21 protein-coding genes are annotated in these 22,937 nt (G+C 50.9%); 16 read left to right on the plus strand and 5 right to left on the minus strand.

Going from position 1 to position 22,937, the window contains the following annotated elements; genetic code table 11:
• The first annotated feature begins 213 nt into the window (after nt 1–213).
• From gspN to gspD, 3 genes are read left to right on the plus strand one after another with little or no spacing between them, the layout of a single operon-like run.
• Entirely contained in the window at nt 214–993 is a 780-nt protein-coding gene (gspN, locus tag B2067_RS04530) for a type II secretion system protein N (protein ID WP_068435107.1), read from the plus strand.
• Nucleotides 994–1,025: 32 nt separating this feature from the next.
• A complete protein-coding gene (locus B2067_RS04535) occupies nt 1,026–1,907 on the plus strand; it encodes a type II secretion system protein N (protein ID WP_301387607.1) in 882 nt (293 codons plus the stop codon).
• Nucleotides 1,907–3,802 (plus strand): type II secretion system secretin GspD, encoded by a 1,896-nt coding sequence (gene gspD / locus B2067_RS04540; RefSeq protein WP_068444636.1) that lies wholly within the window; start codon nt 1,907–1,909, stop codon nt 3,800–3,802. Before B2067_RS04535 ends, gspD begins: the two co-directional genes overlap by 1 nt.
• 21 nt (nt 3,803–3,823) lie before the next feature.
• Here gspD and B2067_RS04545 read toward each other — a convergent pair whose 3' ends face one another.
• Nucleotides 3,824–4,417: a Maf family protein gene (locus tag B2067_RS04545; RefSeq protein WP_301387608.1), complete on the minus strand. Its 594-nt coding sequence runs from the start codon at nt 4,415–4,417 to the stop codon at nt 3,824–3,826.
• A 67-nt stretch (nt 4,418–4,484) separates the two neighbouring features.
• Complete coding sequence (gene sodB / locus B2067_RS04550; RefSeq protein ID WP_068444633.1) at nt 4,485–5,066, minus strand: superoxide dismutase [Fe]; 582 nt, start codon at nt 5,064–5,066, stop codon at nt 4,485–4,487.
• 418 nt (nt 5,067–5,484) lie between these two features.
• Here sodB and B2067_RS04555 point away from each other — a divergent pair, with 418 nt between their 5' ends.
• Both B2067_RS04555 and B2067_RS04560 read left to right on the plus strand, forming a co-directional pair.
• Nucleotides 5,485–6,279: a hypothetical protein gene (locus tag B2067_RS04555; RefSeq protein ID WP_301387610.1), complete on the plus strand. Its 795-nt coding sequence runs from the start codon at nt 5,485–5,487 to the stop codon at nt 6,277–6,279.
• 5 nt (nt 6,280–6,284) lie between these two features.
• On the plus strand, nt 6,285–7,124 hold the full coding sequence (locus B2067_RS04560; RefSeq protein ID WP_068444627.1) for a hypothetical protein: 840 nt from the start codon (nt 6,285–6,287) through the stop codon (nt 7,122–7,124).
• Between the two features lie 22 nt (nt 7,125–7,146).
• Here B2067_RS04560 and B2067_RS04565 read toward each other — a convergent pair whose 3' ends face one another.
• Together B2067_RS04565 and B2067_RS04570 are read right to left on the minus strand one after the other, a co-directional pair.
• Nucleotides 7,147–7,620, minus strand: coding sequence for a hypothetical protein (locus B2067_RS04565; protein ID WP_301387611.1), 474 nt, complete (start codon nt 7,618–7,620; stop codon nt 7,147–7,149).
• Between the two features lie 11 nt (nt 7,621–7,631).
• Nucleotides 7,632–8,144 carry a hypothetical protein gene (locus B2067_RS04570; RefSeq protein ID WP_301387612.1) on the minus strand — a complete coding sequence of 171 codons (513 nt, stop codon included), beginning with the start codon at nt 8,142–8,144 and terminating at the stop codon, nt 7,632–7,634.
• 173 nt (nt 8,145–8,317) lie between these two features.
• Here B2067_RS04570 and B2067_RS04575 point away from each other — a divergent pair, with 173 nt between their 5' ends.
• The 11 genes from B2067_RS04575 (at nt 8,318) to B2067_RS04625 (ending at nt 21,112) form a co-directional block, all read left to right on the plus strand.
• Entirely contained in the window at nt 8,318–9,088 is a 771-nt protein-coding gene (locus B2067_RS04575) for a DUF2846 domain-containing protein (protein WP_301387614.1), read from the plus strand.
• Between the two features lie 116 nt (nt 9,089–9,204).
• Entirely contained in the window at nt 9,205–10,713 is a 1,509-nt protein-coding gene (locus B2067_RS04580) for a fumarate hydratase (protein ID WP_068444614.1), read from the plus strand.
• A 133-nt stretch (nt 10,714–10,846) separates the two neighbouring features.
• Complete coding sequence (locus B2067_RS04585; protein ID WP_068444612.1) at nt 10,847–11,143, plus strand: 4a-hydroxytetrahydrobiopterin dehydratase; 297 nt, start codon at nt 10,847–10,849, stop codon at nt 11,141–11,143.
• Between the two features lie 313 nt (nt 11,144–11,456).
• The gene (locus B2067_RS04590) at nt 11,457–12,524 is read left to right on the plus strand and encodes a hypothetical protein (protein ID WP_297531165.1); all 1,068 of its coding nucleotides are present in this window, start codon (nt 11,457–11,459) and stop codon (nt 12,522–12,524) included.
• Between the two features lie 8 nt (nt 12,525–12,532).
• Nucleotides 12,533–13,222, plus strand: coding sequence for a tetratricopeptide repeat protein (locus B2067_RS04595; RefSeq protein WP_297531167.1), 690 nt, complete (start codon nt 12,533–12,535; stop codon nt 13,220–13,222).
• Nucleotides 13,223–13,236: 14 nt separating this feature from the next.
• A complete protein-coding gene (locus tag B2067_RS04600) occupies nt 13,237–15,156 on the plus strand; it encodes a FliG C-terminal domain-containing protein (protein ID WP_301387615.1) in 1,920 nt (639 codons plus the stop codon).
• 48 nt (nt 15,157–15,204) lie between these two features.
• Complete coding sequence (locus B2067_RS04605) at nt 15,205–16,008, plus strand: motility protein A (protein ID WP_068444604.1); 804 nt, start codon at nt 15,205–15,207, stop codon at nt 16,006–16,008.
• On the plus strand, nt 16,008–16,682 hold the full coding sequence (locus B2067_RS04610) for an OmpA/MotB family protein (protein ID WP_301387616.1): 675 nt from the start codon (nt 16,008–16,010) through the stop codon (nt 16,680–16,682). Before B2067_RS04605 ends, B2067_RS04610 begins: the two co-directional genes overlap by 1 nt.
• 308 nt (nt 16,683–16,990) lie before the next feature.
• Nucleotides 16,991–18,577 (plus strand): alkaline phosphatase, encoded by a 1,587-nt coding sequence (locus B2067_RS04615; RefSeq protein ID WP_297531173.1) that lies wholly within the window; start codon nt 16,991–16,993, stop codon nt 18,575–18,577.
• 16 nt (nt 18,578–18,593) lie between these two features.
• Nucleotides 18,594–20,354 carry an alkaline phosphatase gene (locus B2067_RS04620; RefSeq protein ID WP_297531174.1) on the plus strand — a complete coding sequence of 587 codons (1,761 nt, stop codon included), beginning with the start codon at nt 18,594–18,596 and terminating at the stop codon, nt 20,352–20,354.
• 68 nt (nt 20,355–20,422) lie between these two features.
• Complete coding sequence (locus B2067_RS04625; RefSeq protein ID WP_297531176.1) at nt 20,423–21,112, plus strand: hypothetical protein; 690 nt, start codon at nt 20,423–20,425, stop codon at nt 21,110–21,112.
• Nucleotides 21,113–21,184: 72 nt separating this feature from the next.
• On the opposite strand, the gene B2067_RS04630 is transcribed toward B2067_RS04625, so the two are convergent.
• Nucleotides 21,185–22,891, minus strand: a complete 1,707-nt coding sequence (locus tag B2067_RS04630) for a hypothetical protein (RefSeq protein WP_297531178.1) — start codon at nt 22,889–22,891, stop codon at nt 21,185–21,187.
• Nucleotides 22,892–22,937 lie beyond the last annotated feature (46 nt).

Raw genomic sequence — 22,937 nt, forward strand, 5'->3', positions numbered from 1 at the left:
CCCCCGAGGCTGAACTGATCGGGGGCTCCTGAAGCCGGATCAAAAAAGACATTTTTGTTACACGGCTGTCATAAAACCCTGTTAACCTGCTCTTATTGTGTCTGAATACACAGGCTGGTTGACCATTATTTACGCCATCTGTTTGAAGTCAGGTTAAATTTACATCCCCTGCTGGTAGAATGTCCGACCGGAAACAAGGACAGAATAAAAATTATGCTGCGTGCCGTATGGTCAGCAAAGTGGTACATACTGCTTGGTTTGCTGGCTTTCATCCTGATAGTGGTTGCTACCACACCTATCCACTTCCTTTGGAAATACGCCGAGCCCTACGCCCGGGACTTGCCTGTGCGGATTCAGAATCCGACTGGCACATTGTGGCAGGGGCGGGCAGACGTTGGTGTTCCTCAAGCTGGCACGATTGCCGCTGACTGGGAATTAAGCCCGCTGTCGCTGCTGCTCGGCAACGCAGACCTGGCTATCAACGCCGAAGGCGAAAACATTCGCCTGACAGGTGCAGCACTGGCAACAGGGTTATACGCAGGCTTGCCTGAACGCGTCATTATTGAAGATCTGAATGGTTATCTGGATTCGTCGGCACTGGCGCCTCTGTTAATGCAGGCACGGGCGAATCTTGATGGCAGCTTTGAATTGAGCCGCCTCAATGCAGATATCTCCATTGCCGATCAGGGCATCAACGATATTTCCGGACAGCTGGTGTATTCGGGCGGTCAGCTTCGTGCACGCGTAGAGCGCCAGTCAATTGATACTGAACTCCCGATGCTGGTGGCGAACATCGTTATGGACGGGCCTAAAGTGACTGTGCCTGTGGCGACAGCCGATGGTGAACCTCTTGGGCAGCTATTTCTTCAGGAAGACGGTTGGGGGGGCATGACAGTACTGCGTCGTGCCGTGGATATTGCAGGTCAGAGCTGGCCTGACAAACAAGCAGATGCAGACACGGTTATTTTTGAAGTGTCGCAGAAGTTTCTATAACCTGAGCGCTTTGATAAACGATGGTCGCTGTAGTGAATCAGTCAGTTGAATTGACCCCGTGGCAACGCTGGGCGAAGCGCCTTGCGTACGTTGTGCTCACCTTGTTGACGGCCTGGCTACTGGCGAAGATCTTCTGGATGGTGCTGGCGCCCGAGCCACTTATACTGAAGGCACCTGTGGCAGGGCAGTCCTCTGCCGCTAAAACTCCTCAGGTGAGTGCTGCGCAATACCACTTATTTGGTGAAGTCGGTGCCGAGCCCGTCGTGGCGGTAAAAGAAGTGGATGCACCGGATACCCGCCTACGCCTCGAACTTCTGGGTGTCATGCAATCGAGCACGGCCGAAATGTCGAGTGCGATCATTGCTCAGAAAGGCGGGAAGGGTGACTTCTACCGTGTGGGTGATGTGGTTCAGGGCCGAACCAAACTGGCAGGTGTGTATCCCGATAAAGTGATTCTTGATACCGCGGGTAAGCTGGAGACTCTCAAGTTCGAAGAATTCTCACCGCGTGGTGTTGGTGTTTCTGCCCGTGCACCGGAACCAGCGCCGCGTCAGGTCCGTGAAGAACGCGCATCTCAGCTTCGTGATCGTTTCAGCCGTATCCGTCGCCCATCAGACTTTATGGGTATCGCCAGCGAAGCGGCAACGGAGTCACCAGAAGCCGTTATTGAGGGGCTGGGGCTTGAATCTGTGGGCGTTGGTGAAGGTTATCGCGTTGATAACAGCTCAATATTATTGAAAGCCGGTATGAAACCCGGCGATGTGCTGCTCTCTATTAACGGGCAGCAGTTGGGAGACGCGTCGTCTGATCAGGCGTTACTTGATCAGGTGATGCAGGAAGGCCGTGCGCAGATTGAAGTTCAGCGCGGTAATAGTCGTTTTATGATTAATCAGAGTTTTGGAGCTCGGAACTGATGTTGCTCAGACGTTGGCTGATAGCCGTGTTGCTGATGGCAGGCATGGCTATGCCGCTGCAAGCAGAGGAAAGCTGGCAGATTAACCTGAAGGATGCCGATATTGAGGCATTCATCAGTCAGGTTGCTGATATTACTGGTAAGAGCTTTGTTCTTGATCCACGGGTTAAGGGCAAAGTCAGTGTGCTCTCCAGCGAGCCAATGAATCAGGAAGGCGTGTATGAGCTTTTCTTATCCGTGTTGCAGATCCATGGCCTCGCTGCTGTTCCTGCGGGCGATGTCACTCTGGTCATTCAGCAGAATGATGTGAAGCAGGCCGGCCGCAGCCTTGAAGAACGTGCGGCGGTCGACAGTCAGGAGCTGCTGACCAAAGTCATTATGATCAAGAATACGCCGGCGCTGGATCTGGTGCCTATTCTGCGTCCATTGGTGGCCAAGTACGGTCACCTTGCTGGCGTGAAATCCGCGAATGCACTGATCATCTCTGACCATGCGATCAACATTAACCGCATCGAAGAAATTATTGACCGACTGGACCGTTCCGGCTCAGAAGAACTGGAAGTGGTTCAGTTGAAAGAAGCCTGGGTGGGCAATGTCGTTACCATGCTGCAGAGCCTTGATCCTTCTAAGGTGTCGCAGGGCACGACGGATAACAACAATACAGCAGGCAGCATTCGTGTTGTTGCCGATGAGCGCAGTAACCGCCTGATTATCAAGGGCGAGAAAACGGCGCGTGAACGTATTCGTGGTCTGATCGAACAGCTTGACCAGCCGTCATATTTCAGCGGCAGCGCTCAGGTGATCCGCCTGCAATATGCCGACGCAACCAAGCTGGCGGAAATGCTGAAGAACCTGATGGGTGAAGCGTCAGGTTCTGGTGACGAAGCGAAAGTTAAAGGTGATATTGGTATTCATGCCGACGAAGACCTGAACGCTCTGGTTGTCCGTGCTGAGCCTTCCATCCTGAAAGAAGTACAGGAGCTGGTAAATTCCCTTGATGTGCGTCGTGCACAAGTGCTGATCGAATCGGCAATTATTGAAGTAACTGGCGATACCAGCGATGCTCTTGGTGTTCAGTGGGTACGTGGTGATCTGGATTCTCCGGTTGCAGGCACGAATTTCAACAACGCTGGACCGGGCCTTGCGACCATTGCTACCGGTGTGGCCACAGGTGACTATGCTTCTGCCGTTGGGCAAGGCCTGACCATTGGTGGCTTTAAAGAGTCGGGTGGTGATATTGATTTTGGTGTGATTATTCAGGCTCTGAAGAGTAACTCTTCAACCAATCTGCTCTCAACGCCGAGCATCATGACACTGGATAACCAGGAAGCTGAGATTGTTGTTGGTCAGAACGTTCCGTTCGTGACTGGCCAGACGGCATCAAGCACCAACACGAACCCGTTCACGACCATTGACCGCCAGGATGTGGGTGTGACGTTGAAAGTGATTCCTCACATTCATGATGGTGAAGCGATTCGCCTGGAAGTTGAAGCAACTGCGGAATCGGTTTCAAACACGACCGTCGCGGGCAGTGCCGACCTGATCACGAATAAGCGCTCAATCAAAACCATGATTCTGTCTGATGATGGCGAAACCATCGTGCTGGGTGGGTTGATTCGTGATGACGTACGCGAAGTTGTCAGCAAGGTGCCGCTGCTGGGAGATATTCCTTTGCTGGGTTGGTTGTTCCGCTCGAAGAGCGTGAATCAGGTGAAGAGTAATCTGATGGTGTTCCTGCGCCCAACGATCGTTGGTGATGGCGGTAAAGCGAAAGACCTTACTCGCGAGAAATTTAACGGCATCTGGGAGTTTACCGTTTCTGAAGAACTCGGTATCGATGAAGCCGACATGCAACTGCAGCGCCTGTTTAAAGGCCTGCCGATGCAGAACAAGTGATCCATGCTGGCGGGTGGAGGCTCAGGCCTCCGCTAATGCCAGTGGCTCTAAACCTGCCTGACGCATTAATTCACACAGGCCTATCATAGGCAGCCCGATCAGGGCGTTCATATCCCGTCCTTCCAGCGCTGAAAAGAGCGTGATCCCTAACCCTTCGACTTTGAAACTACCGGCACAGTCTAACGGCTGTTCGATACTGATGTAGCGTTTCAGGGCTTCATCCGAAAGATCATTGAAGTGCACGTGAAAAGGCTCCGTCAGCGTGTATTCATCGCCCGCTGGTGACAGCAGGCAGAGGCCTGTCAGAAAAGTGATCTTCTGGCCTTTAACACGCTTTAACTGCCCAAGTGCTTTTTCTTCTGTACCTGCCTTGCCCACCGGCTGGCCGTCGATTACACAGGTCTGATCGCTGCCGATAATCCAGCTGTCTGGATGACGGGTGTGTAATGCTCGTGCTTTTTCCTTAGCCAGACGCAACACATACTCCTGAGGTGTTTCGTCTGCAAGTGGCGTCTCATCAATGTCTGGCGATGCTTGACTGAATGGAATACGCAGACGCTTAAGAAGCTCTGCCCGATACGGTGAGCTGGAAGCTAGCAGCAGATTAAAAGACATGATTAGTTTCCTTGGAGGGCAGACACAAAAAAAGGGAGCATAGCTCCCTTTTTATTCTGGCACTGAATTACTTAGCGAAGTTTTCGTTCGCGAAGTCCCAGTTAACCAGCGCCCAGAAACCTTTCAGGTAATCAGGACGAACGTTGCGGTAGTCGATGTAGTAAGCGTGTTCCCACAGGTCAACAGTGATCAGTGGAGTCAGGCCTTCAGTGATCGGCGTGCCAGCGTTAGAGGTGTTTACGATGTCCAGAGAACCGTCAGCTTTCTTCACCAGCCAAGTCCAGCTTGAACCGAAGTTGTTCACAGCCATATCGTTGAATTTAGCTTTGAAGTCTTCGAAAGAACCGAAAGCTGCATTGATGGCATCAGCAACTGCGCCAGTTGGCTCGCCGCCACCGTTAGGGCTCAGGCTGTTCCAGTAGAAAGTGTGGTTCCAGATTTGAGCTGCGTTGTTGAAAACGCCACCTGAAGAAGTCTTGATGATGTCTTCCAGGCTTTTGCCTTCGAGATCAGTACCTTCAACCAGACCGTTCAGCTTCTGAACGTAGGTGTTGTGGTGCTTGCCGTAGTGGAAGTCCAGAGTCTCAGATGAAATGTGTGGCTCCAGTGCATTTTTTTCGTAAGGCAGTGCAGGAAGTTCGAACGCCATGGTCTCTCTCCATTTTCAGGTTGATTGCCGGATCTCTTGAAATGTCCGTTACGACCTACATGGGGTCGAAAAGTATCTTTTCAATAGCCCGTCTTTTATATTCCTCAAAATAATAACACCGGCCCTTATTACCGGCTACGTCGTTATAACCCCTTGTTTATAGAGGTCTTCTTGATCAATTCTTTACAAATTGCCAACTGGTAGACATTCATGGACACTACATGTTCCCAGCTGGCGTGGGTTTGAGGTATGTTGAGGCGCGCAAGTGCGCCGGAAACAGGGAGCCGTTGCCAGGGCGATGGAAATATCTGTTGCACAAACTGAGCAAACTTTTCCGGTTAGCCGGGCGCATGTTTGTCCGGCTTCGATGGTGCTGTGGGGAAGCAGTAGTAAGCCAATAACAATAAAGGTAGAAAAAATGAAACCGACTGAGGAAGAAATCGCGCTGCGCCAACAACAGTTGCGGCGCCAGGCTCAGCAACGCCTTGCGCAAGCGGGAGCTACGAAGCGAAGCACTCCGGCAGATGCTGCAGCAGCGACACCGCCACCTCCACCTGCGGCCGCGTCAAAAGCATCGGGCTCATCAGCCTCCTCCGGGCTGGCTGCGGCAGGTCTTGTGATTGCACTGGGTGCACTAGGCGCCGCGGGTTATATGTACACGCTTCTGCAGAAGTCTGATCAGAAGTACGCAGCCGCTCAGGAAATTCTTCTCCAGCAGGGCAGTAAGATTGAGGCATTGGAAAACCGTCTCTCAGCATCGGGTGAGAATGCCAATTTGTCGGTGGATGCCCTTAAGGTTGTACTGCGCGAACAGGATAATGAAATTCGTAAACTCTGGGACCTCGCCAGTAAGCGGAACCGGGCTGACATCGATGCCAATACGGCAAAACTGGGCAACCTGAATACTGCAATGAACAGCGCATCTGGCGCCAGTGCTTCGGATCTGAAAGCTCTCCGTTCTAAAGTGACTGAACTTGAGAATGCTGTGGCAGCCTTGCCATCCGGTCTGGAAATTTCCATAGCTCAGAATAAAGAGAACATCGAAATGCTGGGTTCCAGTATCAAAAGCCTGCGCAGCGATGTTGCGAATATGGAGAGCAGACCTTCATCTGGCGGCTCTGTTGGTTATGATGACCTGACCAATATGAAACTCGAGATTGAGGATATTCAGATTCGCCTCGATCGTATTCAGAACGCGATGAGTGGTGGTTAATCTGTATGTTGCCTGAGCTCTGGGTGCGGGCTTTAGAAATGCCCGCACTCTCAGTGACGACGCCATATACGTTGAGGATCAACCTGGCTCGGTTACTTCGTACTGCCTCACCTGCTGAGGCAGCCATTATTGCCGGACTACGCTCCGACATTCCAGCTTCGGCGTTTCTCTCTGCCTATCAGATTGCCATGAGGGCCGTAGACCCTGCCTTGCCACCGGAGCAGTGGGCCTGCCTTTGTGTGTCAGAAAAAGGATTGCGCTCACTTTCCGAAATGGAAACTTCTATAGAGGCGGGTGCTGTCAGCGGTCGGAAAAGTCATGCCATGCTCGCAATGGACGGTATCGACTGGCTGTATGTGATTGCGCGATCCGCGTCAGGCCTCATTTGTCAGCGCGTCTCTGCGAAAGCAGATGGGGTTTCTCCTCATCCTGCTAAACCGGGTCAGCCGGTCATTCCTGAACTGCCTCACCATGTGGTCGATTTTACCGCGAGTCCGGTAGATTCAGGGTACCTTGCAGAGGATGCCCACCAGTGCATTAACAAACCCTTTCGCTACCACGAAGACGTCATGGTATTGCTTGCCTTTGCGGGCTGGGTTTTGCGGGTATCTGAAGCTCATCATGATCACCAGAGTCTGATTCAGTGCATGAAGGTTTTAGCGGACGGCTATCGTACGGGCGCGACGGGGTATGATAGGTCTCAGCTGGATGCGTTTGATGCGCTTATTGAAGAACTATTGCAAATTTCCCTTCCGGCCAAATTTCAGCAGACCTGGCACAGAGATCGTCAGTTGTTGCTCATGGGTAAGAAGGCAAGAGATATCATTCGTAGTCGCCTGGCCTGACTGAAGGCCGGCGACTCCGCGACTAGCGCTGGTTAACCCGCACAGAGATGCCTGATGATGGTAGAGAGACTGCTGCCGCGGGAGCGGCATTGATTGGAGCTGCGCTCGGCAGTTTTTCGTTCTGACTGATGAAATCTACGGCTCGGACATCGTCCTGAGCTCCGTCTGCAGCATCTATCTGCCCGGCTTCTGTCGTGTTGCCTGCACTGGTAGGTGCGAGCGACGCTGTCTCTATGCGCTGTTGTTCCAGCTCGTTATTCAGCATTCGCGAAAAACGGATACTTTGAGAGGTTGTCCGCTCGTAACGAAACTCGCTGCTGTAATCATAGTGATGAGTGCGCTCGCGAGCCTCGGTGATTGCAGCATCGAGGTCGTTCGCGTAGTAGTCATCCTGGGCTTTGCGGAAGTCTTCCGAGGTGGCTGATTTGCCACCTGCAGATACATGACATGCAATCACAGACAACATAAGTGCTGTAATAGAGAGACGCATCGACACGAGACGTTTCCTCAGCGGGCTGTCGCGGTCACTGTCCCGACGGAGCGGGTCTGGCGCGTGATCATCTCGCCGGTGCGGTTAACGGCACGCGATTCATTGATCAAGACTTCACGTGGCAACTTAACGTCTGCCCGGGGTGAAGGCTGGAGATTGCCATCGGTTTCGATAATTTCTTCGTCTTCATTGCTCTGCCCAAGTGCGACACGTCTGACAGGGCGGGTCGCATCTTCAGCCGCTGCAACACCGGCAGCAGTTGGCCCCATCGCGCCTTCAACGATCAGCTCGTTCATTTCAGTATTGAGCATTTTCGGCAGAGGAAAACTTTTGCTTGTGGTGCGGTTATACCATTCATAACCCACATATTCGGTCTGCACCGGAAAACGACGTGCAGCTTCTACCGCCACTTCGATCTCTGGAGAGGTGTAGGCTTGTTTGGCGCTTTCCTGTTCCGGGCTGTCAGCGGCCATGGCTGGCATCGCCGCCAGAAGCGACAGGAGGGGAAGTGTGTACAGACTACTCTTCATGTTTGCTTTCCCTTTGTGGCTGTTTCTTTTTGTTATTATGTGTAGAATGCAATATAGCACGACGGTTTACTTTCTGTACAGTTGGTAACACTACGCCATAGGTGTAGGGTGGCTGTCAGATGTTAAACCTCCCGACCCGATGCAGATGCAATAGCCGGTAACAGGGCATAATAATGATAAAAACAGCAATCAGAATTCTTTCTGCCGCCGCCGTAAGCGCAATGATCGCCGGCTGCAGCAGTGTTCACATTACAACCTTCGACAACTTTGGTTCATACCCTAAGTGGCTTTTTTCGCCGAAAGGGCAGTACTACAAATCCGTTGGTTATCGTTGGGATTATGAAAAGTACGCGCTTGTGTATATCTATCGCCCAGCGACTGAGTGGTCGATGGATGAAGTCGAAGCGCCGAGCCTCAACGTGAATGGCGAACGCCTGTTTAACTTCAAAGGCGGCGGCTACACCTGGTACGAAATGGAACCGGGCACCTACGACTTTGTTGTTCGCCGCGGTATTTTCGGCTTCGAAGGCGTCGGTAATCTGGTATTCCGTACCTACAGTGATTTCGACCTGAACCTTGAGGCGGGTAAGGTGTATTACCTGCGTTATTCAGAAGTTGATCCTCAGAACATGGTGATGCTGGAAGATGGCTCATTGGGCGGCGATGGTCCCCTGCAGCTGGTTGGTCATGACCTCGCAGTCAGTGAAATGAACGACACACGCCTGCACCACCATGGTCGTGAGTTGATCCGTGCAAAAGCACGTGATGAAGACGCGCAGGATGAAACGGTCGTAGCCAGCAAGTCAGCTCCTAAAGTTCAGGAAACTGAACAACAGGAAGAGCCACAGACTTTCTTTATCGAAGAAGATAACAACGAGACGGATGCCCCCGAAGGTATTCGCGCGAAGCCCCGTTCAACTGAAGAAGAATGGTGGCCGTTTTAAGCGCCGCGGATTCAAGAGTGGCCCGGCTTAGGCTACAATAAGCCCATCAGTAAACGCCCACTGACCAGTGGGCGTTTTTACGACTGCCGTTTGCAACTCCAGAGAGAGACCTCCCGATGACTGTGATCAAGCAAGAAGATCTGATTCAGAGCGTTGCTGATGCTCTGCAATACATTTCTTACTACCACCCGAAAGACTTTATCGATGCTGTACACCAGGCGTATGAGCGCGAAGAATCAAAAGCCGCAAAAGATGCGATGGCTCAGATTCTGATTAACTCGCGTATGTGTGCCATGGGTAAGCGCCCGATCTGTCAGGACACAGGTATCGTGACGGTTTTCCTGACCATCGGTATGGACGTTAAGTTCGAAGGCGACATGAGTGTCGAAGATATGTGTAACGAAGGTGTTCGTCGCGCATACACCCACCCTGACAACGTTCTGCGTGCTTCTGTTCTGGCTGATCCGGACGGTAAGCGTGCAAACACCAAAGACAACACACCAGCCATCATCCACATGAAGTTAGTACCGGGTAACACGGTGGATGTGCACGTGGCTGCGAAAGGTGGTGGTTCTGAAGCGAAGTCTAAGTTTGCCATGCTCAACCCCTCTGACTCTATTGTTGACTGGGTGCTGGAGCAGGTGCCGAAGATGGGCGCAGGTTGGTGCCCACCGGGTATGCTGGGGATTGGTATTGGCGGTACTGCAGAGAAAGCGATGCAGATTGCGAAAGAAGCCCTGCTTGAGCCGGTAAATATTCAGGAACTGCAGGAGCGCGGTGCCCAGACCCGTTCTGAAGAGCTGCGTCTTGAACTGTATGAGAAAGTGAACAAGCTGGGTATTGGCGCTCAGGGCCTCGGCGGTCTGACCACTGTGCTCGACATCAAAGTAGCTGACTACCCAACGCACGCTGCGAATAAACCAGTGGCTATCATTCCTAACTGTGCAGCGACCCGTCACACCCATTTTGAACTGGACGGTTCTGGCCCTGCTTCTCTGAAGGCGCCGAAACTGGAAGACTGGCCAGAAATCAGCTGGGAAGTCGGTGACAGCGTTCGTCGCGTCAACCTCGACACCGTCACTCCAGAAGATGTGAAAGAGTGGCAGCCGGGTGAAACCGTACTGCTGTCTGGCAAGATGCTCACTGGTCGTGACGCTGCGCACAAGCGCATGGTCGACATGATCTCCAAAGGTGAAGAACTGCCGGTTGATCTGAAAGGTCGCTTTATCTACTACGTGGGCCCGGTTGATCCGGTGCGCGAAGAGGTTGTTGGCCCTGCTGGCCCGACCACAGCAACCCGTATGGATAAGTTCACCCGTACCGTTCTGGAAGAAACCGGTCTGCTGGGCATGATCGGTAAAGCCGAACGTGGTCCAATTGCGATTGAAGCGATTAAAGACAACGAAGCCGTTTACCTGATGGCCGTGGGTGGCGCTGCTTATCTGGTGTCTCAGGCGATTAAAGGCGCGAAAGTTGTCGGCTTTGATGACCTGGGTATGGAAGCAATCTACGAGTTCGAAGTGGAAGATATGCCAGTGACTGTTGCGGTCGATAGCAAAGGCGAATCGGTACACAACACCGGACCAAAAGAGTGGTTTGCGCGCATTAACGCCACTGAAGTCTGATTTGATTCCAGTCAAAGCTGACACTTGTGTGTCAGCGGCCACTGACTGGCAAATTCGTGCGTAAAGAAGGGAGCAATTGCTCCCTTTTTTTGTCTCAGTGAGTTAACACAATCGATACGTCAAAGGAGTTCGTATGACCGATGTCCTCACTGAAGAAGAACTTAAGTCTCACCTTATTCGCTATCCGGAATGGCACCGTGAATCTGTCGGCGGTGTTGCCTGTGTCCGCAGGATCTGGACCTTCGATAATTTTATCGATGCTTTCCGGTTTGCCGGGCGCGTTGCTGATCTCGCAGAGAAATATAATCACCACCCCCAAATAACGGTTTCCTGGGGGGAGCTTGCTGTGGCCTGGTGGAGTCATGATGCTGGCGGCGTAACGCAGGCCGATCTGGAAATGGTCGCGCTTTGTGACCATCTGTCTACCTGAGCTGCGTCATCCGCCCAACAATTTGTTACCAATGAAAACAGGGTGACGGAGTTCTGACCTTAGCCACTCTGATCACTGTGATTGTTCTGACATCCACATCAGTTTGTCGGGAAACTGAGCCGTAACGGTTTACAAAAGTCGGGGCACTGGCGGAAAAGTCGGTTATCTCCGTCATATTCTGGTCGTACTCATTTTCCTTTTTAGAAAAACATTTGTTTATCAAACACTTGGATAAGTTACATTTCATGTGAAAAAAGGGATCTGAACTAAGCTGACTGTATTCGCTTTACGCTACTTATACAGGACGCATCTGATGTTCCGACGGTCACTTTCTCCACTGATATCTGTATTGATATTCTGCCTGCCATTTATGGTGTCGGCTCAGGAGTCACTTCCGGGGCTTGAGCCACCTGAAATGCGCTCATCACTGTATACCGGCTTTACCCAGTTACTTGATGACGATAAGACACTCGTTAAAGAAGAGCTGATTGATCTGCCCGAAGAGATCAATCGTGTAGCCCTGTACCACAATGGTGACAGGATGCATCGTAAGGTGCCGAAGCAAGTGCACCTGATGATCGAAAATAAACTGATGAAGCGTATGCTGGACAGCGGGCGCTTCGAGATTATTCAGTGCCTTGAATGCCGCACTACGCAAGTCGCTATGCGTGCAGACCGTCTTGAGATCAGCCATGCTGCTACAGACAATCAGGCATTACGTAAGCTCGGGCAGCATGTCCGGGCAGACGCATTTCTTTTCTGGAACGCTTCCGTTCAGGACAACAAGTTCACCATTAATTTACGCATGGTGGATGCCCGCGATAACAAGCTTCTGTGGCTGAAAGAATACTCCAAGAAAACCACACTCGAAGAGGAAGTGCAGGGCTTCGATAGCGTAAACTACGAACTGCTTGTCGGCGCCTGGGGTATCTCCGCAGAACGTGATCATCTCTCCAGTGCAGACTCTGAAGATGTGAAAGGTCTGACTGTCTTTGGTATTCGCCGTCGTGAAACCACCAGTCTGGATGACCAGCTTCAATACACCCTGGCCTTTGAATATTTCCGCAACTTCTCTAACCGCGAAAACTTCGATATTTCGGGGATCAATCTGGAAGGACGGATTATTGCCGATATTCCAAGCATGGACGATCTGATTGATACCAAAGTGTACCTGGGTATGGGGCAGGCATTCTTTAATGATACCAATGCCATCGTCTTCCGTTTTGGTTTTGAATTTCCGTTCTTTAAAGATGGGTTCATCGATTATGGCGTGACCTACATTCCTGAAAGCACGGCGAAGTGGAGTGAAGTCTCGGGTCTTGAAGATACCGGGAAAATCGGTGGCGCAAGCTACGACCTTTCTCTTGGCCTGAGATTTTAGGAGTCAGTATGAAAGCAGGAATTATTGCAGCAGTGCTTCTGGTCTCTCTGGGGCTTCAGGGGTGCTCTCACGAACGCTCTAACCGTCTGGTGAAAGGGTTTAACCCAAGCCCATGGGTTGATCCGGGCAAACCGGTTGAGGCCGAGAAGAAAACAGAAGAGGAAGTCATTGTTGAGGAAATTTCTCAACTTGAAAAAATCTCTGACAAGGCAAAGAAACAACATGGTCTGATGCATATTCATCGTTATGGCGCAGGGTACGATGTTCTTATGACCATTGATGCTGGCGACTCTGACGTTAAATTCATCATGGAATTACCGCAAAGCGCTGAAGAAAAATCTGCCGGTAGCGATGGACTATCGGATGAAGCTGCCGAAGATCGTGCCGCTGAAAACCACACTGATGTCGACGGAAAAATCAGCGAGCAGGAGTCTGAAAAACTGCGCCGCAGCGAAACAATGACGAAACACATTCTCTCGGCTCAGAGTCTTTTCTATAAAAAAGAATATTGGGAAGCCCTGGATCAGACGAATGCAGCGTTAGAAGTGATTCCTGATTCAGCCCAGGCGCACGCCTTGAAAGGCAGTATCTACTACAAGATGGGGCTGATACCCGAGGCCAGAGCGAGCTGGGAGCAGGCATTAGAACTTGATCCTGAGCTGGATCAGGTACGCGCTAGTCTGGCTCGTGTGCGATGAAAGGGGCTGTGACGATGAAAGAATTAATGACGTGGCTGGTAACCATTGCTCTTTTTGCGGCTTTACCTGTTCTTGCTCAGGACACGTTTGAGGTTCCGGTTAAAAAGGACGAGGTAGAAGAAGCACGTTTCCGAAGTGACCTGGAGGCGCGCCTTCGTCAGGATATTGAATCTTATCTCGGCAATAACCGGTTTATCATTCAGGTCGATGCAGTCATCGAACGAGCGCGCACCGTCGTTCGTGAGAACTCTGAAGGTCAACAGCAAGCAGCAGCGCCACAGTTGCCCGCAGAGCCTCGGGTAAGCGGCACTCTCTCTCTTCCTGATATTGACGCTACTGGCATGGATGAGCTTGAAGAACTGCCGGGCCTGCCCGTCAGCGAAATGCCGTTGCTTAAAGAAAATAATGAAAAGCTAAGGGCGCTGCGTAGTCAGCTACAACAACTTGAGAAAGAGCGTCAGGAGATAATCACTTACGCTGACAAGTTGAAGAACGTAGCGCAGCAAAGTCAGAGCCAGTCTAGCGGTGGTAAGCCTTCAGAAAAGACGATTGGCTATCGCAATATCATCAAGAAGCTTGAAATTACACTGGTCGTCGACAATGCACTGAAAGATGAACAGATAGAATTTCTTAAAAATCTGGTCACGCGTAAAGCTCAGATTAATGAACTCCGTGGCGATACGCTGAACATCGTCAAAACGGCGTTCAGTCATCTGAAGAAAGAAGAAACGCCACTCACGTTCTGGGAGTCTTACAGCCCCTGGATCTGGCTGGTGACCTTGCTGGTTGTTGGCTTGTTGTTAGTGCTGGCGTTTGCGGCACTGTGGCGTCGGCTTAATCAGCCTGTGTCCACAGCACCGGTAAATGCAGCCAGCGGAACCGAATCTGTGAGCCAACATTCTGTAGCACGTCAGTCAGAGGGTGAGGCGGCGGCACTCAGATACCGGATTAACGAATCTCGCCAGCGCTTAGTTAGCCAGGGATTGTCTCAGCCGCATCGTTTTCAGCAGGCGGTGTCCCAGGCGCTTGGCAGTGCCCAGGCCTTTGAAGTTGCCTCCTTGTCGGCCACGATGGGGAAAAGTCTTTTTGCCAGTCTGGCGCCGCATTTGACGCCTGCGGATTGGAAGCAGATTGACGAATTGCTGCAGGAAGGAGAGTGGAGTGAAGAGCAACTTTCTGAAGGCATGGAGCAGTTTTCTCAGCGGCTTGAGCGCCAGCAGGATGATGCGTCTAATACCCAGCCGTTTGCGTTCCTGAATAAACTGAACGACTCGCAGGTACTGTACCTCATCAAGGATGAAGATATACGTATTAAAGCTCTGGTGATGTCACAGCTACCTGCGCAACGCTCTGCAGATATTATTCTACGTCTCGACGAGCGGGAACTCGCTGCCATTGCTTTCGAGCTTGGGCAGTTTGAAAGCTTGCCTGTATCGGCGTTTAAAGATGTTGCCGATCGTTTGGCTAAAGCCTCACTCACTGTGCCTTCGTTCGAGAATATCACCGCCGACGGCCTGTCTGTTCTTATCGGTATGCTTGATCGTATGACGACCAGTGAAGAGACGCGGATGCTCAAAACACTGAAGTCCGAGAAGCCCGAAACCTATTACAGACTGCGTCAGGTGTACTTTACCTACGCTGACCTGTCGCGCACGCCAGATCGTATTATCTCGAACGAGTTACGATCTATCGATGCAGGCGTTCTGACCGCCTCCTTATGCAATACATCCATTGAGTTTAAGCGTCACGTATTGGCTGCGCTGCCAGCGAAATTACGGGCGGGGATTATTAACGAACTGAAAGTATCTGAGTCTGACACCTCACAGGAACAGATAGAGTCAGCGCGTCGCCAGGTAGTTCAGAAAATGCGGGAAATCATCCGTGAAGGTCGTTTCTCTATGGACGAGCTGGCGGATGTGAAGCCAGCACAATAATCGATTCAGAAGTCTGCAGATTAAGAGACAACAACAGGGGCAAAGTCAGTGTTTCGATTTTCATTCAGTACGCTCATTGGTTTCTGCGCAGGTATCGGCCTGTTGGCATTTGCGGTTGCCAGTGCCACCGACAATCACGTTATTTTCATCAGCCTGTCGAGCTTCGGGCTTGTGTTTGGTAGCACCATGGCGGCCGCACTGATCAGTTACTCCACTGCCGATGTGCTGCATGCGATGCGCAGTATGCTCTATACCTTCTTTCATCCGCCGACCTCGCAGAAGCACCTGAAACAAGTGACCAGACGATTCGTTGAGTGGAGCAGTATCTACCGCCAGGGAGGCATTGTTGCGCTCGAACAATCGCTTACTAAGCAGGAGAACAACGACGAATTTATTCGTGCGGGTATTGATCTGATGGGAGCCGGATACGCGAACCACGACGTCCGGACCATGCTGACTGACCAGATGGACGCAACCTGGCAGCGTCACACCCTGGAAGGCAAAGTGCTCAATACCATGGCTGTTTACTCTCCCGGTTTTGGGATGGTCGGTACGATTGTCGGCCTGATTATTATGCTCGATAACCTGAACGGCGATATGGCGGGGCTGGGCAAAGGCTTAGCGCTTGCGTTGATTACGACCTTGTATGGTGTGCTGTTGTCGAATTTATTCTTTAAGCCCGCAGCGAATCAGGTCACTGAAAAGCAGGAGACCATGTACTTCCGTCATCAGCTGATTTCTGAGGGCTTTGTCCTGCTGAGTGAGAAGCGCACTGCGCTCTATATGCAGGATCGTCTGAACGCCTTTATCAAACCTTCCGTGCGTGATCAGGCGCTCTCGGGAGAGCTGTAATGAATCACGCCAGCCGCCAGCGGGGGTTGCGCCGGCGCCGCCCTAACTTTGACGATTCATCCAGCTCCTGGCTGGTGACCTATTCCGATGCGATTACCTTGTTGCTGGCGTTCTTCGTCATGATTCTGGCGGTATCCGATCTTAATGAAGGAAAGATCGAATCCCTTAAAGAAGGATTAGCCGAAGTTATCTCATCAGAAACTACCACGACTCCCTTTACCGACATTCGCCAAGGCATTGATGATTATATTGAGCAGAATGGTCTACAGGATCAGGTGTCGGTTACGCTCGACCCTCGTGGTGTGCAGGTAGAGTTTGCGAATGTTGCGTTATACGACTCCGGCGCAGCATCATTAAAGCCTGCGGCAACACCACTGCTGCAGGAGCTGAGTCGTGTAATCCGTGATGTCAGCCATGGTTCACACATGATCGAAGTCGAAGGGCACACCGACGATTTGCCTATCTCGAATGAGCAGTTTCCCTCTAACTGGGAGCTATCCTCCGCCCGTGCGACCGGAGTTGTGAAGTACCTGCTTGAGAGCGGTATCGAAAAGGAGCGACTGAAAGCATCCGGATATGCTGACAGTCGCCCAAAGGAGGGGCTGGATGACCTGCCACTGAACGAACAGCGGAAGGCCAACCGGCGTGTGGTGGTCTCAATAAGACGCTATTGACCAATTACTTATTAATGTCCTGTTTGTCGTTCAGCTGGGGTCATGGACCGTCAAGAACAGTCGAGGCGTTTCAGGTTGTTTGCTGCGAGCCCCGTGATCTCTGGCCTGGTTGAAAAAAGTCTGACCATGTAACTGATTATGACAGCGTAAGAAATCTGTAGTCTTTATCTGTTATGGTTACTGTAATGGTATAACATTCCTACTTGTGAATGACATTTATTCGTAAAAAAAACGTCATTTACGCTCCCTAAGCTCACCTCGCTTTTAATTTTCGGATAGCCCGATTTGAACTTGAGAACAGGTGAGTTATGACCACTAAAATGAAACTACTTGCTGCTGTAATTGCTGCTTCCGCAGTCAGCTCAGTAGCCCAGGCGGCGCCCGCAGTGCCTGCGCATCAGGCTGAAAATGCCTGGTTCACCGATGCAGAAACCTCTGTAATGAATAAATCTGCCATGGAGCTGCCCGCTGCCAACGCCAAGAACGTGATCCTTTTCGTGGGTGACGGCATGGGTATTTCTACACTGACTGCTGCCCGTATTCTTAAGGGTCAGAAACAAGGTCAGGACGGAGAGGAAGGCTACCTCTCGTTTGAAAGTTTCCCATATTCTGCGCTTGTTAAAACCTACAACGTCGATGCACAAACGCCTGATTCTGCCGGAACCATGACGGCTATGGTGTCCGGTGTTAAGACTGACGTCGGCACAATTGGTGTTGACGAAGACGTCATCCGCAGCGATTGCTACAGCGTTGCTGGAAACGAAGTTGTGACCGCGCTGGAACTTGCTGAAATTAAAGGTCTGTCTACCGGCGTTGTCTCAACAGCCCGCATTACACACGCCACTCCAGCGGCGACCTATGCTCACGCGGCGGATCGAAATTGGGAAGATAATTCAGATATGCCATCTGCGGCTTTCGCCTGCGAGGATATTGCATCGCAGCTGGTGAATTTTGAAGACAACCTCGAAGAGCGCTACCCGGGCGTCGATGTCGATGGTATCGAAGTCGCCATGGGCGGTGGACGTCGCCACTTCTTGCCCAAAGATGCTGCATTCAATTCAGCTGACGCAGTCAGTTCGACGGAAGGTGATCGTACTGATGGTCGTGATCTGACAGCTGAATGGCAGGATGCTTACCCGAACGGTACATACGTAATCGATCAGTCCGGTTTTGACGCGCTTGATACTGAATCTACAGAGCGTGTTCTTGGCTTGTTCAATGAATCTCACATGCAATACGAAGCAGACCGCGAGAACGATATTGCTGGTGAACCATCAATTGCTGAGATGACAGAAGCTGCTATCAATATTTTAGATAACAACGATAAAGGATTCTTCCTGATGGTTGAGTCTGGTCGCATTGACCATGCACACCACGCAGGAAATGCGGCTGGTGCTCTCGAAGATACGCTGGCGTTCGCTGATGCTGTTCAGGCCGCGGTTGACAGCACTGATCCAGAAGAAACTTTGATTCTCGTTACTGCTGACCACAGCCATGTATTCACTATTGCAGGCTATCCAAAACGCGGTAACCCAATTCTGGGCAAAGTCGTACCGGTAGGTGGTGAATCCCCCGCGCTGGCATCTGATGGACTCCCATACACAACGCTCGGCTACACCAATGGTCGCGGCATGATGGATCTGGGGCAGGAAACTGATTCGGACGCGGGTTACAGCGAAGCGATCAATGCGGGTCGTCAGGATCTGAGCGCAATCGATACAACAACGCCGGGTTATCACCAGGAAGCTCTGGTTCCAATGTCTTCTGAGACTCACGCTGGTGAAGATATTACATTGCACGCGACAGGCCCAGGCTCTCATCTGGTGCAGGGCGTTGTTGAACAGAATCTGGTCTTCCAGATTATTGGCCGCTCTTTGAATCTGCTGGCTGACTGAGACTGAGGAGAAAATGATGAAACTTAATTTATTACATACAGCGATCGTTGCCGCAGTAATGACGCTTGTTGGTTGTGCCGGTGAAGATGGAAATGACGGTCGTGATGGTGTCGACGGTCAGAATGGCGTGAATGGTTCAAATGGTGTTGATGGTGCACCGGGTGCAGATGGAGCCCCTGGTCTGGTGGAAGATTTGCCATTTAAACTTTCCGATGTTCTTGCAAATACCAAAAATAATGACTGGTATATTCAGGCGTCTCAGAAAGTAGCAAGCACTCAGAGTGCGGTGAATACAATTATCGAAGAGGCGGGTGAAGCGAAAAATATTATTCTCTTCGTTGGTGACGGTATGGGCGTTTCAACCGTCACTGCATCCCGGATTCTGGAAGGACAGATGAAAGGAATGTCGGGTGAAGAAAACAGCCTGAGCTTCGGTAATTTTCCGTTCAGTGGTTTGTCCAAAACTTATAACGTCGACGCTCAGACTCCAGACTCCGCAGGTACGATGACTGCAATGATGTCGGGTGCAAAAACGGATGTTGGTACCATCGGTGTAGACGAAGATATCGCACGTGGTGATTGCTCATCTGTTGCAGGTAATGAGCTGGCGACGGCACTTGAGCTGGCCGAGATTGCAGGTATGTCGACCGGGATTATTTCTACCGCTCGTATTACGCATGCAACACCTGCTGCGACATACGCAAAGTCTGCAGACCGCAATTGGGAAGATAACTCTGATATGCCAGAGACGGGCGCAGAGGGTTGCGCCGATATCGCTCTGCAGCTGGTCGAGTTTGAAGAAAACCTGGAAACGCGTCACGCTGATTCTATGCTCGATATTGATGGTATCGAAGTTGTAATGGGTGGTGGTCGTCGTCACTTCCTACCAAAACAAGCCGAGGCTAACAGCCCGGATGCAGTCAGCGCAGTTGAAGGCGATCGTACTGATGGTCGCAACCTGACGAATGAGTGGTCTGCTCAGTATAACGCTCCGGGGGATTTCTACGTTTATGATCAGGCGGGCTTTGACGCTATCGATCCTGAACTGACGACTCACCTTTTTGGTTTGTTCAACGAGTCGCATATGCAGTATGAAGCAGACCGTGCAAATGATGTCGCTGGTGAGCCATCTCTGGCAGAGATGACAGAGAAAGCCATTAAGATCCTCGACAATAACGAAGAGGGATTCTTCCTTATGGTCGAATCGGGTCGTATTGACCACGCTCATCACGCCGGCAACGCCTATAACGCATTGCAGGATACGATTGAGCTGTCTGAAGCGGTTGCTATCGCAGATGAGCTGACCAGTAATCGCGATACGCTGATTATTGTCACTGCCGACCACGGCCATGTATTCACTATTGCAGGCTATCCGAAGCGTGGAAACCCAATTCTGGGCAAAGTAGTTGCCGTTGGTGCTGACGAGCCAAGCCTGGCATCTGACGACATGCCATATACCACTCTGAACTACATGAATGGTCGCGGCCATGTTGCTGTCGATCCATCTGAAACGGATGCAGATGCGGGGTACGGTGCTGCCATTAACACAGGTCGTGTCGATCTGTCTGGTGTCGACACAACTGCTCCAGGCTTCCACCAGGAAGCTCTGATTCCAATGAGTTCAGAAACGCATTCAGGTGAAGATGTCGGTATCTATGCGAAAGGACCTGGTGCTCACCTGGTTTCAGGTACGAATGAGCAGAGCATTATTTTTCACGTGATGAACTTCGCTGGAGATCTGGCCAATCGTGCCGATGCTGTTGTAAATCAGCCTTAATACTGCTCGATAGTTCAAGGGGCCTTACTGGCCCCTTTTTCCGTTTAAATAAATACAGATTGAAGATTATGAAAACACTTATTACTTTGAGTCTCGCGGCCATAGCCGCTTCGGCTTCAGCTGCAGTTAGTGCAAGCGACTGTGTTTCTCCAGTTTCGTTGGAATATCAGGTAACGTCACAAGGAAATACTAAAGAGATCGCTATTCACAGAGCTGGCAGGGAAGTTGTCCGTGAAGATCTGACAACCGGCGTTGTTGAGTATTGGTATCACTCCCCTGCAGGCCGCCTTAAGTTGATTCGCTACGTTGATTCTGAAAAGCATGGTATTGAATATCAGGCCGAAGACTTCAGAGGGAATGAGGATCGGGTCTGGCAGGAAATATCTCTGGCAGTACCTGCGGATGTTCGTGACAGCATGACACTGGTATCCAAGCAGGGCAGCGGTTGTGAGCTGGTAGAAACTTGGGAATCAGAGGCGCAGAAAGAAAAGCTTGTCTGGCTACCTGCCCAGCAGATCGTTGTAAGCTATGAAAATCCGGTTCTCGCATGGTCGTTGACTGAGCAAGGTGATTCTGGGCTTCAGCAGCGTTTGGTTTCGAGAGACGATTACACTCTCATAGATTTTGCTGATATCGGTGACTCTGAGGAGAATCCATTTGTGAAGAAGATGATCAATTGGGGCTTTGTGGAACATGGTGCCAGTGGGTTCTACGACGAGCACGGTCATGCAATTGAAGGGCATGGTCACGCTCACTGATTATACTGGAGAGAAGAAAAGGCGTGCTGTAGCGTCCGGATACGCTACAGCACGCAAACTGATTACGAGAACTCAGTAATGATTACTGACGAGCTCATTCATATCTGAAGACGCTCCCCAATTCAGACGTATGTCATAGCTATACCGGAAATCATTTTCGAGCGGAGCTATTTCGGCATCAATATTCTCGATAACGTTGCTGGCCGGTGAGAGCACAACATCGCGACCAAAGATGTAGCTCTGTTCTTCAACAATACGCTTATAGGCTTTATTCAGAGCCAGCGCCCGGTCGCGACTCGGAGTGATCAGCTCATACACTGAATCTGCCGACTTAACTTTTTCCTTGTTAACCGTTCCGTTCTCAAAGTATTTCTTCTGCATCTCTTTGTTCTGTCGGAATTCATCACCACCGCCCACACGTTCAAAGTAGGTCAGGTACTCACCCTGAGTTTCATTGATGGTAGGGACATCTTTCATCGCTTTCAGGTCGATGTAACCCCAGCCGTCTTCGCCTTCCACTTTACGGGCAAAAGAGAATGTCTGATCAATCGTACTACCGACCGTTTTATGGCAGCCATTGCAGAATGCCATTTCCTGTTTGTTCTGCTTACGGAGTTCACCATGTTGATCTTCGATGTAGGCATTCAGTGTCCAGCCAAAGCGGTTATCTATGCCTCGTTCACCAATGTGAACGGTCAGCGGAAGGTTACCCAGGTGCTTTTCCTTGGCTTCGAGAAAGTAAGCACTGCGGAGCGCAACAGCAGACTTGAGTTGATGCTTCTTCATGTAGCGTACTTCTTTCATACGCTTGGGTACGAAGATATCACCATCATTGTTTACACCGACATAACGAACAGTGTGCAGAAACTCTGTTCCTTCAGGGTAAAGCATATCTTCGACCGGAATATCTGAGGCATCACCGAGATAGTTACCTGAACGAACCAACTCAGAGACATTCTCGGTCAGAACACCGTCGCCATTAACATCAGAGCCGATGTCACGTTCGTTCACCGTAGGAATTGAAATACCACTGAGCCGTTTCATTGTCAGCTCCAGAAGTGATAGGTTCGCGAAGTACAGAGCCTCAGAGTATTTTCCGTCTATTTCGCGGAATTCTGCGGGTAAACGAATCATGACATCGTCAGTAGAACCATTTGTTGGCCAGAAGGCGCTAGGGAATGGTTTGTAGTTAAATGCGATCCAGTGACTACCGTCGCGAGCGACCCCTCGTTCATCAAATGCTTTCACCGGATCTGCCAGGTTCTCCAGGAACATAGGGGGAGCAGCAGACTCTTCGCGCTGACTCTCGCGCTCTATCCAATCAGAGTAGTTGTCTGTATTTACCCAATTGAGAATCTGATCATCGGGAATATTTTTGATTTCTTCGCTTCTGTCTTTAAAGAGATTCTTCCAGCTGTTTGTCATCCCCGCATCTGAGAAATCGTAAAGGCCTTGCAGATAAACGTCTTTCATTACATTCGGACGATCATCGGTGTACGTCTGGTGACAGACATAACAAGGGTTATTCTTACCATCGGTACGGGTATAGCACTGAGGTGGGATGACGGCCTCAGGGTTATAAATTTCATCGTGCTCAATGTACGCCGTTGCAGGGATGTCATCCCCAGGCTGATAGGCAGGCTGAACTTCGTCTGATAAAGCTGTTTCAGATTTTTTTATTGTTTTGGTATCTGAATGGGCTTTGAAATGAGTATCTACGTCTTGATTACACGCGCTTAGTAATGGCAGTAGTACCAGGATTCTAATCAGGTTTTTCATACTTACATCCGGAAAGAAAATAGGGGGAGAAAGCTCTCCCCCTGAA

It is taken from the genome of Thalassolituus sp. UBA2590 (assembly GCF_002339775.1).
Lineage (GTDB): Bacteria > Pseudomonadota > Gammaproteobacteria > Pseudomonadales > Oceanobacteraceae > Thalassolituus.